The 14,100-nt window shown below is 40.5% G+C and carries 12 protein-coding genes; 9 read left to right on the forward strand and 3 right to left on the reverse strand.

The window, feature by feature from the left end; all coding sequences use genetic code 11:
• Positions 1-13 precede the first annotated feature (13 nt).
• The gene (locus FXV91_RS15690) at positions 14-784 is read right to left on the reverse strand and encodes an NAD+ synthase (protein WP_229391621.1); all 771 of its coding nucleotides are present in this window, start codon (positions 782-784) and stop codon (positions 14-16) included.
• A 699-nt stretch (positions 785-1,483) separates the two neighbouring features.
• Here FXV91_RS15690 and FXV91_RS15695 point away from each other — a divergent pair.
• From FXV91_RS15695 to FXV91_RS19975, 6 genes are all read left to right on the forward strand, one after another.
• A complete protein-coding gene (locus FXV91_RS15695; protein WP_229391622.1) occupies positions 1,484-3,838 on the forward strand; it encodes a CDC48 family AAA ATPase in 2,355 nt (784 codons plus the stop codon).
• Positions 3,839-3,985: 147 nt separating this feature from the next.
• On the forward strand, positions 3,986-4,240 hold the full coding sequence (locus tag FXV91_RS15700) for a PRC-barrel domain-containing protein (protein WP_229391623.1): 255 nt from the start codon (positions 3,986-3,988) through the stop codon (positions 4,238-4,240).
• A gap of 559 nt (positions 4,241-4,799) precedes the next feature.
• Positions 4,800-4,931: a hypothetical protein gene (locus FXV91_RS19965; RefSeq protein WP_255680659.1), complete on the forward strand. Its 132-nt coding sequence runs from the start codon at positions 4,800-4,802 to the stop codon at positions 4,929-4,931.
• Positions 4,918-5,508 carry a methyltransferase domain-containing protein gene (locus tag FXV91_RS15705; protein WP_229391624.1) on the forward strand — a complete coding sequence of 197 codons (591 nt, stop codon included), beginning with the start codon at positions 4,918-4,920 and terminating at the stop codon, positions 5,506-5,508. The genes FXV91_RS19965 and FXV91_RS15705 overlap by 14 nt, the downstream gene beginning before the upstream one ends.
• Positions 5,492-5,851, forward strand: a complete 360-nt coding sequence (locus FXV91_RS19970; protein ID WP_345945530.1) for a GrpB family protein — start codon at positions 5,492-5,494, stop codon at positions 5,849-5,851. Before FXV91_RS15705 ends, FXV91_RS19970 begins: the two co-directional genes overlap by 17 nt.
• A 62-nt stretch (positions 5,852-5,913) precedes the next feature.
• Positions 5,914-5,991, forward strand: coding sequence for a hypothetical protein (locus tag FXV91_RS19975; RefSeq protein ID WP_345945531.1), 78 nt, complete (start codon positions 5,914-5,916; stop codon positions 5,989-5,991).
• A 151-nt stretch (positions 5,992-6,142) separates the two neighbouring features.
• Here FXV91_RS19975 and FXV91_RS15715 read toward each other — a convergent pair whose 3' ends face one another.
• The gene (locus FXV91_RS15715; RefSeq protein ID WP_229391625.1) at positions 6,143-6,283 is read right to left on the reverse strand and encodes a hypothetical protein; all 141 of its coding nucleotides are present in this window, start codon (positions 6,281-6,283) and stop codon (positions 6,143-6,145) included.
• Between the two features lie 270 nt (positions 6,284-6,553).
• Here FXV91_RS15715 and FXV91_RS15720 point away from each other — a divergent pair, with 270 nt between their 5' ends.
• Both FXV91_RS15720 and FXV91_RS15725 read left to right on the forward strand, forming a co-directional pair.
• Positions 6,554-6,904 carry a cupin gene (locus FXV91_RS15720; RefSeq protein ID WP_229391626.1) on the forward strand — a complete coding sequence of 117 codons (351 nt, stop codon included), beginning with the start codon at positions 6,554-6,556 and terminating at the stop codon, positions 6,902-6,904.
• A gap of 541 nt (positions 6,905-7,445) precedes the next feature.
• The gene (locus FXV91_RS15725) at positions 7,446-12,401 is read left to right on the forward strand and encodes a PKD domain-containing protein (RefSeq protein ID WP_229391627.1); all 4,956 of its coding nucleotides are present in this window, start codon (positions 7,446-7,448) and stop codon (positions 12,399-12,401) included.
• A gap of 355 nt (positions 12,402-12,756) precedes the next feature.
• Here FXV91_RS15725 and FXV91_RS15730 read toward each other — a convergent pair whose 3' ends face one another.
• Positions 12,757-13,281, reverse strand: a complete 525-nt coding sequence (locus FXV91_RS15730; RefSeq protein WP_229391628.1) for a hypothetical protein — start codon at positions 13,279-13,281, stop codon at positions 12,757-12,759.
• A 134-nt stretch (positions 13,282-13,415) separates the two neighbouring features.
• On the opposite strand from FXV91_RS15730, the gene FXV91_RS15735 reads away from it, so the two are divergent.
• Entirely contained in the window at positions 13,416-14,045 is a 630-nt protein-coding gene (locus FXV91_RS15735) for a transglutaminase family protein (RefSeq protein ID WP_229391629.1), read from the forward strand.
• The last annotated feature ends 55 nt before the right edge of the window (positions 14,046-14,100 follow it).

The following is a 14,100-nucleotide window of genomic DNA, read 5'->3' on the forward strand; positions in this document are numbered from 1 at the left end:
CAATCCGGTAAGTTCAGTACAGTTCCGGCACAGGCGGAGCTTTTCTTTTATGTTCGTTTCTCTCGATGCGTCTGTTAACAGAGCTGAGCTGTTCAGCAGAAATTCCGATATTATTCAAAATTTTATCCGGTTCTGCGCCTTCTTCAAGCATTCTGAGCACCTCATCGACCTTCACGTAAGAAATACCAAGTTCTGCTTCATCGGTCTGACCTGCCCACAATCCCGCAGACGGTTTTTTAGTAATGAGAGGTTCCGGAATCCCAAGCCTGCCGGAAAGCTCCCATACCTTGGTCTTATAAAGCCCGCCTATAGGTTCAAGGTCGACCCCTCCGTCCCCATACTTCGTGTAGTAGCCAAGAAGGATTTCGGTTTTGTTTCCGGTCCCGATGACCATGCGGTTCAGCTGGTTTGCGTGGAAATAAAGAAGGGCCATCCGGGTTCTTGCTTTCAGGTTGCCTCTGGTTAACCGGTCTGCAGATTCACTCTCCGGAACTGCAGCCATGAAAGCTGAAATAACGCCTGAGATGTCAATTGTCCTGTACTCAATCCCGAGCCAGTCTGCAAGAGTTTTCGCATCTTCACTATCAGCTGCAGGAGTAAGGCTACTTTCTGGCATATGAATGCCAAGAACCCTGTCTTTTCCGAGAGCTTTTACAGCAAGCGTTGCGGTAAGCGCGGAGTCGATTCCCCCGCTAATGCCAACAACTACTCCGTTTACACCTGCTTTACCAGTTTCATTCCGGATAAAATCAATAATCCCGTTCTGTGCTTTTTCAAGGTCCATGCTCTCAGTTCCTGAAATTATGAATTAGATGGAATTCGGTTATAAATTCTGTTAGAAACTCTGTTATAAATTAAGTTATCTTAGTTAGGGATTTAATTTGAATTATGGTTCATAAGAATGCCTGAATAATAAGATCAATAAGATCTATAAGGTCTGAAAGCTTAATTCAGGTCGTGTTAAACAGTTTTATACACAGAAGCTGTAAATATATTAACCTTCCAGAGAAAACATAGAGAAGGGCAAACTTATTAAATAAATGGAGAATATAAGAAACTTACCTTCCGGACATTACAATATAAATACTTGAGTGTAAAAATATGATAGGGAATTGTCCGGCGCCTGAATATTCAGACATTTGAACATTAAAGCGCCTAAAACTCGCAAAAGTGCACTTTCCGGAAGGGTAAAAACGAAAATAGCTCTATATTGCCAGATTGAGAGCTTACGGACAGTAGATGCTATTTCTGGTATGTTCCAGGGTAAATTCATATACGGGACAAATTTTCCCGGATGACAGGCATTAAAATAAAAAGAGCATCTAATATAGAAAGCAGATAATTAAGAATTACTCGATCCATAAAAAACAGGCAGTTAAGGACTATTCGATCCGGAAATTTCGGGAAAAACCCGATATCCTTTCATTTTATGTCATTACAGATAAAATTACAATCAAAAAGACAACTATTTTCGGGATGATCCATGGAAGAAATACAGTTGAAGGTTGAAAAGGCATATCCTATTGACCTTGGAAGAGGAATTATCCGGCTTGACCCTACGGCACTACTGAAACTTCAGCTCTCTCCCGGTGACATTGTGGAGATAAGGGGGAAGAAAAAGACCACAGCAAAGGTGTGGAGAGCAGACAGGCAGGATTGGGAACAGGGAATCGTGCGCATTGATAACTTTATCCGGCAAAACGCCGGGGTTTCCATAGGGGAGAAAGTGACCATTAAAAAGGTCGAAGCCCCGGAAGCAAAAAAGCTAATTCTAGCGCTTCCGGAAAGCATGACTCAGGGTGGACCTGAACTACAGTTTGGGGAACATGCAAATGAGATCATAAAACGGCATATCCTGAAAAGGCCTGTGTTCAGGGGAGACATAATTCCGATTATAAACTCAATGTCTCAGCCAATGACCGAGTCTCTGACAACAAGCCAGGTAATTCCCCTGGTTGCTGTTGAGACTGACCCTGCAAACACCATTGTCCTGATCACGGAATCCACAAATATTGAGCTCCGGAAAAAGCCGGTACAGGGCTACGAAAAAGCAACTAGAGGCGTCACCACCTACGAAGACATCGGAGGTCTTGGACAGGAAATCATGCGTGTCCGGGAAATGATAGAGATGCCCATGAAACATCCTGAGCTCTTTGCCCACCTTAACATAGAGCCTCCAAAGGGAGTTATTCTCTACGGCCCACCCGGAACCGGAAAGACCCTGATTGCAAAAGCCGTGGCAAACGAATCCGGGGCAAGCTTCCATTACATTGCCGGCCCCGAAATAGTAGGAAAGTTCTACGGGGAAAGTGAGGAAAGGTTAAGAAAGATTTTCGAAGAAGCAACCCAGGACGCACCATCGGTTATTTTCATTGATGAAATCGACTCCATTGCCCCTAAAAGGGAAAACGTAACAGGGGAAGTGGAAAGGCGAGTGGTTGCCCAGCTCCTGACCCTTCTTGACGGGATGGAGGAAAGAGGGCAAGTCGTGGTAATTGGGGCTACCAACCGTGTGGATGCAATCGACCCCGCACTCAGGAGGCCCGGCCGTTTTGATCGGGAAATCCATATTGGAGTGCCGGACACCAAAGACAGGTACGAGATCCTGCAGATTCACACACGGGGTATGCCAATTGAGAAAGACGAAGAAACCAGGATAACAGGGACCGAAACTGAAGCAGGAACTGGAATCGAAGCTGAAATCGAAGTCGATGAAGGTGCCATAGAGAGAGAAAAGAAAGAGAAGCAAAACCTGTACCTTATGTACCTGGCTGAGAGGACGCAGGGCTTTGTGGGTGCAGATCTCCTGGCTCTCGTGCAGGAAGCGGCAATGCGCTGCCTGAGAGAAAGCCTGCCTGACCTTGACCTCGAAAAAGAAACAATTCCTCCTGAACGGCTGGAAAAGATTGTTGTAACTAAAAAGAACTTTGAAGACGCCCTGATGGAAGCCGAACCTTCAGCTCTGAGAGAAATCTTTGTTGAGGTACCTTCGGTTAGCTGGGACGATGTAGGAGGCCTGGCCGAAGCGAAGCATTCGATCATTGAAGCCGTCGAATGGCCTATTAAAAACCCGGAGAAGTTTGTCCAGATGGGCATAAAAGCTCCAAAGGGAATCCTACTTTACGGCCCGCCCGGGACGGGAAAAACCCTGATAGCGCAGGCTGTTGCCAAGGAATCACACGCCAATTTCATAAGCGTTAAAGGGCCGGAAATGTTTTCAAAGTGGCTTGGAGAATCGGAAAAAGCAATACGGGAAACCTTTAAGAAAGCAAGGCAGGTTGCTCCCTGTGTTGTCTTCTTTGATGAGATCGACTCCATCGCTGCTATGCAGGGCATGGAATCTACGGACAGCCGGACTTCGGAAAGAGTACTTAACCAGCTACTGGCCGAAATGGACGGGCTTGAGACTCTCAAAGATGTGGTCATAATTGCCGCAACCAACCGCCCTAATCTACTTGACCCTGCAATCCTGCGACCAGGACGTTTTGACAGGCTGGTTTACGTTGGGTCACCTGACCGTAATGGCAGGATAAGGATCTTTAAGATCCACACAAAGAATACGCCTCTTGCAGAGGACGTAGATCTTGAGAACCTTGCCGGCATAACAGAAGGATATGTGGGTGCCGATATAGAAGCGGTATGCAGAGAAGCTGTCATGTTTGCCCTCAGAGAGAACTTCGATGTAGAAACGATTGAAATGAGGCACTTCAGAGAAGCCCTTAAGAAAGTAAAACCCACAATTAACGAAAACATCGCTCAGTTCTATGAGAAGATAGAGGAGCAGTTTAAAGGAGGTCAGAGACCGGTCGAGACAGCTGGACTTGTGGGATACAGGTAAGAATTTAAATGAGTAACTCTTAAAAGGGAAGAGTTTATAAAGAAGATAGCTTCAAATTGAATAAAATATTAAAAGTAAAAGTATTTAAACTGAAAAGCCAGCTTTACCCAAATCCCGCATAACACTGAGCACGGAGACAAGATCAGAATGTCTAAAGTATTTGCAAGAAACCTCCTCTTCAATAAGCAGGTGATGGCTACCGACGGAACGGAGATAGGAACGCTGAGCAATATTGTAGTCGAAATCAAAGGAGGGCATATTATTGACCTTATGGTTACTCCCAATCCAACCTTTGATGTATCGAGATACAAAAAAGAGGATAACTATATCCTGATTCCTTTTGATTCCGTAAGCGCCATTAAAGACTATATTATTGTAGACAAAATGAAAGCAAGGTCATAATTGAAAAATGGAAGGAAAGATCTTTTACTTTCCTTTCAGTCTATTTACTCTCCGAATTTCGCTTCGGGGTCACAGGAAATCAGAGATTTTCTGGGAGTTACGATGTAATCGCAGCAGTACGAGGTCCTTTTAGCTCCACTTCGTTCTGCTCAAGAGGACTAATTTATGGTTTATAGTAGTGATCCTTGCTGAAAATGACTGAATTCTAAATATTTCTAACCAGTACAGCCTATTCGCTGTAACTAACTATTTTTATCACGGCAGAGTTACGACTCTACAGTGCGTGGTCCTTTTCGCTCCACTTTGTTTCGCTCAAGAAGACTGATTCTGATTTTTAGTATTGAGTTTTCTCAAAAAGGCTGGATTCCGGATTTTTATGACCCATATAGAGTCATTCTCTATATCGAGTCGTTCTTGTCATGCTCGACGAAAGAGAGCGGTTTTTTTCGTAAGGAATAAGAGAAATGAGCAAAAATAAAGAAAGAGAAATGAGCAAAAATAAAGACCAGATATATAGAATAATATTATATTTAGTCCAATAATAGTCATTGTGGTATTTATGAAATCCAGTAAGTATGATGCTGCTTTTGTTAAAAAAAACGTGATAGGACCGAATTCAATGAAAATTGTTGAAGAGATGGCAGAATCATTAAAGCTTGAAAAAGGCATGCGGGTACTTGACCCTGACTGAGAGAGGATTAACTTCAATCTTTTTAGCAAAAGAGTACGGGGTTACTGTTTTTGCTGCTGACCTCTGGATCAGTGCAACAGATAATTATGAAAGGATCAAGTCAATGGGTCTGGAAGATAAAATAATACCAATACATGCAGGAGCATATGATTTGCCATTTGCACACGAGTGTTTTGATGTCGCTGTATGTGCGGATGCCTATCACTATTTTGGAGTTGAAGGGAGTTACTTAAAAAACTATTTAGCCCCACTTGTAAAAAAAGGAGGACAAATAGCAGTTGCAGTCCTGGAGTTGAAAAAGGAATTTACACATGGGGCTCCGGCAGAATTATTGCCATACTGGTTTGAGGATATGAATTATCACTCATGCGACTGGTGGTATAATTTATGGAAAACTTCTGATTCATTTAGTATAAAAGAATGCAAGGAATTAAAGTGGTTAGAAGAAGCCTGGAAGGACTGGCTTTCGTGTGATAATGACTATGCCCGTAGAGATATTGGAGTGATGGAGCTGAGGGTGGAAATTACTTTAATCTGGTTTCAATCACAGCTACTAAGCTGTGAATTGGATTTTTAAAGAAGCCTTTTCCGTGGCTATCTCGGATTCAGGAACGGTAAGTATGGATGCGAAAATGAAAGGCATTGTAAGAGTTGTGCCATACGACCCTAGATGGAAAAACGAATTTTTAAAAATAAAAGCAATGATTGTTGATTGTGCTGGCGACCTTGTAAATAGTGTAGATCACGTTGGAAGCACAGCGGTTGATGGTCTTGCCTCAAAGCCTATTATTGATATTGATGTAGTCATTGATTCGGATGACATTTTTCCTGCTGTAAAAGACAGGCTTTCAAAAATTGGGTTTGAACACGAAGGAAATCTGGGTGTTGAAGGCAGAGAGGCTTTTAAAAGAACTTTTTAGATGACTTTATACCCTACCACCTTTACGTATGTCCGCAAGATGGCAAAAGTTATCTTGAGCATATTGCTTTTCGCAATTATTTAAGGGATCATCTGGAAGCTGTGAAAGCTTATGGAGAACTCAAAATGGGATTAAGCTGAACAGTTCAGAACTGATGTTACGGCTTATGTAAATGCTAAGCGCGAATTTGTACAAAATGTTCTTAAAAAAATTAATAGCTCCTGAATAAAAATTTGCTTGTTGGTCAAATAAAGTTCATGTATTTTTTGACGTTAATTTGTAACATACTGTTTATTTAGGCCTTTTACTTTCATCGGGTTCCTCTTCTATGTTTATTTGTTCTGCTGTATCTTCTCTTTTTTCTTTTATTGATTCTAGTTTTTCCATTAGTTCTTTTTCTTTATTATCATTCTTTACTTTTCTTGCTGGCATTTGTTCACCTCAATAGTTTGATGTCTGCTAAAGTAATAAATATACTGAAATGCTTACTGAACTGTTTTTGTTAATACAAACCTGCGTTTATGTTAAATAGAAAATCAATAGCATAAAATATTAAGATATTCTTGCAATTACTGCTTTATGTTACCTCAACCTGCGAACAAGGAATAAAAGTTCTCTATGAGTTGTTTTTTGATTTGACATTACAATTCATGCATTGATTTGATATTATGTAGATTACTTAAATGCTGGGAGGTTTTAGACATGAAAGATTTTCCGGAGTTTATGAAAAGTAAAAGTAATCACATCAGCAGTAAAGAGCAAAATACTGAAGATATTGATGGTTACTTTTACGAAGGTGCAGATGGCAGTCAGATGGCTTTCTGGACCTGTTATTCAGACAGAATTTCCAGGAAACATGCTCACGAATTTGATGAGTACATGGTTTGCGTTAGTGGGCAATATACAACAGTATTAAATGATAAGGAGTTTATTCTTAATCCCGGGGACGAATTATTCATTTCAAAGGGGACAGAACAATGGGGAAAATGCATTGCCGGAACAAGAACTATTCATGCGTTTGGGGGAAAACGCATTCATAGAGCTGAAGAATAATGGATTTGTAAGAGCAAAAAACACCAGACTCCTTATTGACGGTATAAAAAATATAATTGAATCTGCTCTGTGGGGAAGAAAAATAAGAGTCACTTTTACAGTCTAATTTTTATAAAATTTTTGAGAAAAAACAGAATTTAGAGGATTTGTAAAACCAACAGAAGAAAGATTATTATCATTTAAGTTATAATTATTTTACACGTTATGGCGAAATATTCTTCACCTAATCATTTAAATAGTCGCACTCGGTTGCGATAATCAACTTAACCCGATAAAGCTCTAACTTCATGGATTATTATATTGTTCGTTATAAAAATCGTTCAAATATCAAGATTTTTCAAAATTCTCAACAAATTTAATAATCCAATCTAATAATCCAATCTATAATCCAGTCTAATAATCCAATCCAATAATCCAATCTAATAATCCAATCTAATAATCCAATCTAATAATCCAATCTAGTAATCCATATACTTAGGGGTCTAAAATGAAAGGAACAAAATGTAATAAAATATTTAGGGGGCAGGCCTTAAATAAGACTTTGGGGGTAACGGCACTTGCTTTTTTAATGTTGGTGAGTATTGCAGGTGCCTCCCCATTTGCATACGTTACAAATGGAGAGAGTGACAATATCTCTGTAATTGACACAACTACAGATAAAGTTACAGCTACGATATCTGTAGGATCTAATCCTATGGGAGCTGTAATTAATCCGAATGGGACAAAAGTATACGTGGTAAATTCTCATAGCAACGATGTATCTATAATTGACACGGCAACAAATAATGTTATAGCCACTGTACCTGTAGGAAGTTCTCCTCAGGGGGTTGCAGTCAGCCCGAATGGGAAACAGGTATATGTGACAAAACCAACCAGTAACAATATTTCTGTAATTGATACCACTAAAAATACTGTTGTAAGTACAGTGAAAACAGGAAGAGGTCCTACTGGAGTAGCAGTAAGTGCGGATGGAAAAAAGATATATGTAACAAATTACGGAGACAAAACTGTCTCTATAATTGACACTGCCACAAAAGCTGTTATAACTACGGTATCAGTAGGAAAAGGTCCTAAAGAAATTACGATTACACCAGATGGAACTAAGGTGTACGTAGCGAACTCCGATAGCGGCAGCATCTCTGTAATTGACACGGCAACAAACAATATTACAGACACAGTGAAGGTAGAGGGAGCTCCTTTTGGAGTTGCAGTCAACTCGGAGGGAACAAAGGTATATGTGACTAATAATGGTAAATATTTCAGCACTGTCTCTGTAATTGACATTTCTACAAATAAAGTTACAGCCACGATACCTGTAGGACCCAATCCTATGGGAGTTGCAGTTACACCTGACGGAACAAAAGTATATGTAGCGATTAACCCCTATAACGCTGTCTCTGTAATTGACACTGAGACCAACACTGTTACAGCCACGATGCTCGTAGGAAACAGTCCTTATGCTTCAGGCCAGTTTATAGGTTCTATCCCTGTACAACCAGCTTATCCTTTAGCGAACTTCAGCAGCAATATCACATCAGATTATGTTTTTCTTTCTGCACCTGTGCAGTTTATAGATTTATCGGAGAATGCAACCAAATGGAACTGGGACTTTGGAGACGGATCCGGTTCAACAAAGCAGAATCCCACGCATACCTATTCTGCAACAGGAATCTATACTGTTAGGTTGACAGTAAGCAATTCAAACGGCACAGATTCAAAGCTTGCCACAGTAAATATTGTACCAAAAGGTTCTCCTGCGCCTTCATATGCGTATATTGCGAACTTCAACAGCAACACTGTTTCTGTAATTAACACAGCAAATAACACTGTTGAAGCAACTGTAAATGTCAGAAAAAATCCTTACGGAATTGCAGTCAGCCCGGATGGAACAAGGATATATGTGACGAACACCAACTACGGCTACAGTGGTACTGTTTCTGTAATTGACACAGCCATAAACGAGGTTACAGCCACAGTGGATGTGGGACAGAAATACAGTCCTTGTGGAGTTGCAGTCACATCGGATGGAACAAAAGTATATGTGGCGAATCGTGACGTCAACAGCGTCTCTGTAATTGACACAGGCACAAACACCGTTACAGCCAGGGTGCCTGTAGGAGCCAATCCTCTGGGGGTTACAGTCACACCGGATGGAACAAAAGTATATGTGACGAACCGCTACAGTAATAATGTTTCTGTAATTGACACAGTCACAAACACTGTTACGGCGACTGTGAAAGTTGGACTTGGTCCTTGTGGAGTTACATTCAATCCAGCGGGAACAAAATTGTACGTGGCGAATTGCGAAAATAATGCTATTTCTGTAATTGACACGGGTTCAAACGCTGTCACAGCCACAGTGCCTGTAGGAAAATGGCCTATGGGAATTGCAGTCAGCCCGGATGGAACAAAAGTATATGTGGCAAACTCAGGCAGCAATAATGTCTCTGTGATTGATACGGCAAACAACACTGTTGCAGCAACTGTTAGTGTCAGAAAAAATCCTTACGGAATTGCAGTTACACCGGATGGAACAAAAGTATATGTAGCGAACTCCGGCAACGACGATAGTCTCGGAAAAACTGTCTCTGTAATTGACGTAGCCACAAATAAGGTTGCAGCCACGGTACAAACAGGTTCCAGTCCTATTGCTTTCGGTCAGTTTATAAGTCATCCCCCAGCACAACCAGCTCTTCCTGTTGCAAACTTCAGCAGCAATCCCACATCCGGTTATGCTCCTCTTTCTGTCCAGTTTACGGATTTCTCGAAGAATGCGGATGGGTGGAACTGGAACTTTGGAGATGGATCCGGTTCAACACAGCAAAATCAGGCACATACTTACTCCAGAGCAGGGAATTACAACATAACGCTTACAGTGAACAATACAAACGGTACTGATTCGAAATTTGCCACAGTAACTGTTCTGGCACAGCCAGTGTTTTCTGCATCCCCGACTTCAGGAAAAACGCCGCTTAGTGTTAGTTTTACTGATCAGAGCACAGGATCTCCAACGTCATGGAACTGGACTTTCGGAGATGGAACTTATTCAACGGAAAAGAGCCCTCAGCATATATATAAAAAATCAGGAAAATATTCTGTTACGTTGACATTAAACGAAACTGGGAACAGGAGTGCAGTAACAAAATCCAGCTATATTACTGTTTCAAATGGTTTTGAAGCCCCTGTTGCTGCTTTTTCTGCGTCTCCAGCTTCAGGAAAAGCGCCTTTAACTGTTAGTTTTACTGACCAGAGTACAGGATCTCCAACGTCATGGAAGTGGACTTTTGGAGACGACACACATTCAACAGGGAAGAACCCTGTACACACATACAGTAAAGCAGGATTATATTCTGTTAGATTAACAGCAAGTAATGCAGACGGCAGCAATACATTGACAAAATCCAGCTATATTATTGTTTCAAACGTTTTAGATGGGCCTGTCACCAGCTTCTCTGCCTCTCCTACTTCAGGAAAAGCGCCTCTTATTGTTGATTTTACAGGCCAGGGCAAAGGATCTCCAACGTCATGGAAATGGTCTTTCGGAGATGGAAACGATTCAGCAGATAAAAATTCTGTACACACATTCAATAAATCAGGGCTTTATTCCGTTAAATTGACAGCAAGTAATGAAAAAGGCAGTAATACGTTGACAAAATCAAACTATATTGCCGTCTCAAGCGTTTTAGCTATTCCTGTTTCCAAATTCACTGCGTCTCAGACTTCAGGAAGAGCACCACTCACCGTTAGTTTTACTGACCAGAGTACAGGGGCACCAACTGCATGGAAATGGACTTTTGGAGATGGAAGTAATTCAACAACAGATAAAAATCCTGTACACACATACAATGAATCAGGACTATACTCTGTTACATTGACAACGAGTAGTGCAAACGGCAGTAATGCATTGACAAAAACCAGCTATATTGCTGTCTCAAGCGTTTTAAATGCTCCTGTTACTAATTTCTCTGCGTCTCAGACTTCAGGAAAAGCGCCTCTTACCGTTAGTTTTACTGATCAGAGCACAGGGGCACCAACTGCATGGAAATGGACTTTTGGAGATGGAAGTAATTCAACAGAAAAGAATCCTGTGCACACATACAATAAAACAGGGAACTATACTGTTGCTTTAACGACAACTAATGAGGGAGGCAGTGATAGGGTGCAAAAATCAAACTATATAAAAGTAATTTCTGAAAGCGGCATTGTGATGTCGAATCCAGACTATATTGTCCCTGTCACCGCCTTTTTAGCAACTCCAACTATAGGAAGTATGCCTCTTACTGTTAGTTTTACTGACCAGAGCACAGGGGCACCAACTGCATGGAAATGGACTTTTGGAGATGGAAGTAATTCAACAGAAAAGAATCCCGAACACACATACAATAAATCAGGACGATACACTGTTACATTGACAGCAAGCAATGCAAACGGCAGTAATACGTTGACAAAATCCAGCTATGTTGCTGTCTCAAGTGTTTTAGATGCCCCGGTTTCCAAATTCTCTGCATCTCCAGCTTCAGGAAAAGCGCCTTTAACTGTTAGTTTCACTGACCAGAGCACAGGGGCACCAACTGCATGGAAATGGACTTTCGGAGACGGAAGTAATTCAACAACAGATAAAAATCCTGCACACACATACAATAAATCAGGACGATACACTGTTGCATTGACAGCAAGCAATGCAAACGGCAGTAATACGTTGACAAAATCCAGCTATGTTGCTGTCTCAAGCGTTTTAGTTTCTCCTGTCATCAACTTCTCTGCGTCTCCTACTTCAGGAAAAGCGCCTCTTACCGTTAGTTTTACTGATCAGAGTAAAGGGGCGCCAACTGCATGGAAATGGACTTTTGGAGATGGAAGTAATTCAACAACAGATAAAAATCCTGTACACACATTCAATAAACCAGGACTATATTCTGTTACATTGACAGCAAGTGATGAAAACGGCAGTAATGCATTGACAAAAACCAGCTATATTGCGGTCTCAGGTGTTCTGAATACTCCTGTTACTAATTTCTCTGCGTCTCATACTTCAGGAAAAGCGCCTCTCACCGTTAGTTTTACTGATCAGAGCACAGGGGCACCAACTGCATGGAAATGGACTTTTGGAGATGGAAGTAATTCAACAACAGAAAAGAATCCTGTACACACATACAATAAATCAGGACTATATTCTGTTACATTGACAACAAGTAATGCAAACGGCAGTAATACGTTGGCAAAAACCGGCTATATTGCTGTTTCAAACTCCCTTGTCGCTGCTTTTTCCGCATCTCCGACTTCAGGGTCTGTACCGCTTAATGTCAGTTTTACTGACAACAGCACCGGATCACCAGCTTCATGGACATGGGCTTTTGGAGACGGAAATACTTCAACAGAAAAGAATCCCGTACATGTATACAATAAAACAGGACAATTTACTGTTAGTTTAACAGTAAATAATTCAGAAAGCATGAGTACTGAAACCAGGTCTAGATATATCACAGTTAATAAGTAAATATCTTAGATCGGAAAAAGCGGCTTTGTAGAAACCATCTATACCAGCTTCAAGAGGCTAAAAATAGATAAGAAGACATCAGACATCCAGTTTAAATTAATGGGAATTAGTCATTCATGAGGATTTCTACAAAGCCGAACTTTTAATGCCTTAATGCAAGCTCCTTAAAAGTAGTTCCCGTCGTATTAAACTTAAATTTCATAGAAAAAGCGGTAGAACAGTGGGAAAAAAGTAACCTCTTACTCACTCCAGCAACTTTAAATCCTCCTTTTTTTCCTTTTTTTTCCTTTTTTTTCCTTTTTTCACCTTCTTGTGATTTCCCGATATATTATATTGATTAATCTTTGTTGTGTAATTAGGATAGATACTTACGAGAATTGCGTATTAGCAGCATTACTATTAAAACAAATCCCGAAGTAAGCGTAATGGATATTCCACGATGCTGTGCAAAGTGATTGAGGAAGGATGTAAATCCAAGTCCAATAAGAGCAATTGCAATTACATAGTAATTTTTTTGCCTTGCAATAGAGAGATATAATACCAAATTATTATTTATCAGTTCATTACCCTCTCTATATCCTATCATGTAATCCTTTTTTACTAGCCTTCTGTGGTGAAATATTGCTAGCACGTTAGTAATTGAAATTAAAAAAGCCAGAAATAGACAAAAAAAAGAAAAACCGATATGATAAGCACGAAGAGCTCCCTGGATGTGAGGAAGTCCTCTCCCGAAAAAAAAACTAAGGGCTGTAATAGTGAAACCAAATGTTGTAAATGTCAGAGTTATCAGTGAATAAAATCGATCCAGAATTTTGCTTTGTTCATCGAACAAATCTTTTTCAATATTTTTTTGTATAGTCTGGATTTCGTCTTCTTCCATACCATTGCCCCCATTTTCAATTGTAGAAGAATAGCAGTATTTTATATCTATTATATATCCAGATCAATAAAAAGTAATTTCCTATCAGATTAAATCTCATATAGAATTTGTAGTATTATTGACAGGTGGGTAATATGCACGCTGAAAGCAATAATATTCAGGACTACCTCAAAAAGAGTGAAGCTATAAACTACGACCATGAGCTGATCGTTAGTAAGTGCCTTGAATTAAAGAAAGGCATGGAGGAAGAAGATGAGATTAGCCTGATCAAGAAAATCTATGAGTTTGTCCGGGATGATATAGATCATTCAGGGGATATAGGTGCACAGGAAGTTACCTGTAAGGCATCAGAGGTTTTGGAGTCCGGGCATGGAATCTGCTGTGCAAAATCTCATCTGCTTGCAGCCATGCTAAGATTTTTCGGTATACCGGCTGGATTCTGTTATCAGAAACTTTGTTCAGGTCAGGAGGGAGTTAACAGGAAAGTCCTGCACGGCTTGAACGCTATATATTTAAAGGACTTAGATAGATGGGTAAAATTGGATTCAAGAGGCAATAAACCGGGTGTGGACGCTCAGTTTTCCATATACGAAGAAAAAATTGCCTGGCCGGTTAATAAAGAGCGTGGGGAAGAGGATCATCCGGTAATATTCAAAGAGCCCAATCCGACTGTTGTTGAAGTATTAAAGAGAAGCAATAATAGGAAAGAAATGTGGGCACAATGGGACCTTGGGCTGAGAGATTTGTTTAGTAACTACGAGTAATACCAATATGTGTAAAATATCTAAGAGTTAAATCAAGAATTTCCATATTTGGTGA

The sequence above is a fragment of the Methanosarcina sp. DH2 genome, from assembly GCF_020804225.1.
In the GTDB taxonomy this organism is placed as follows: domain Archaea; phylum Halobacteriota; class Methanosarcinia; order Methanosarcinales; family Methanosarcinaceae; genus Methanosarcina.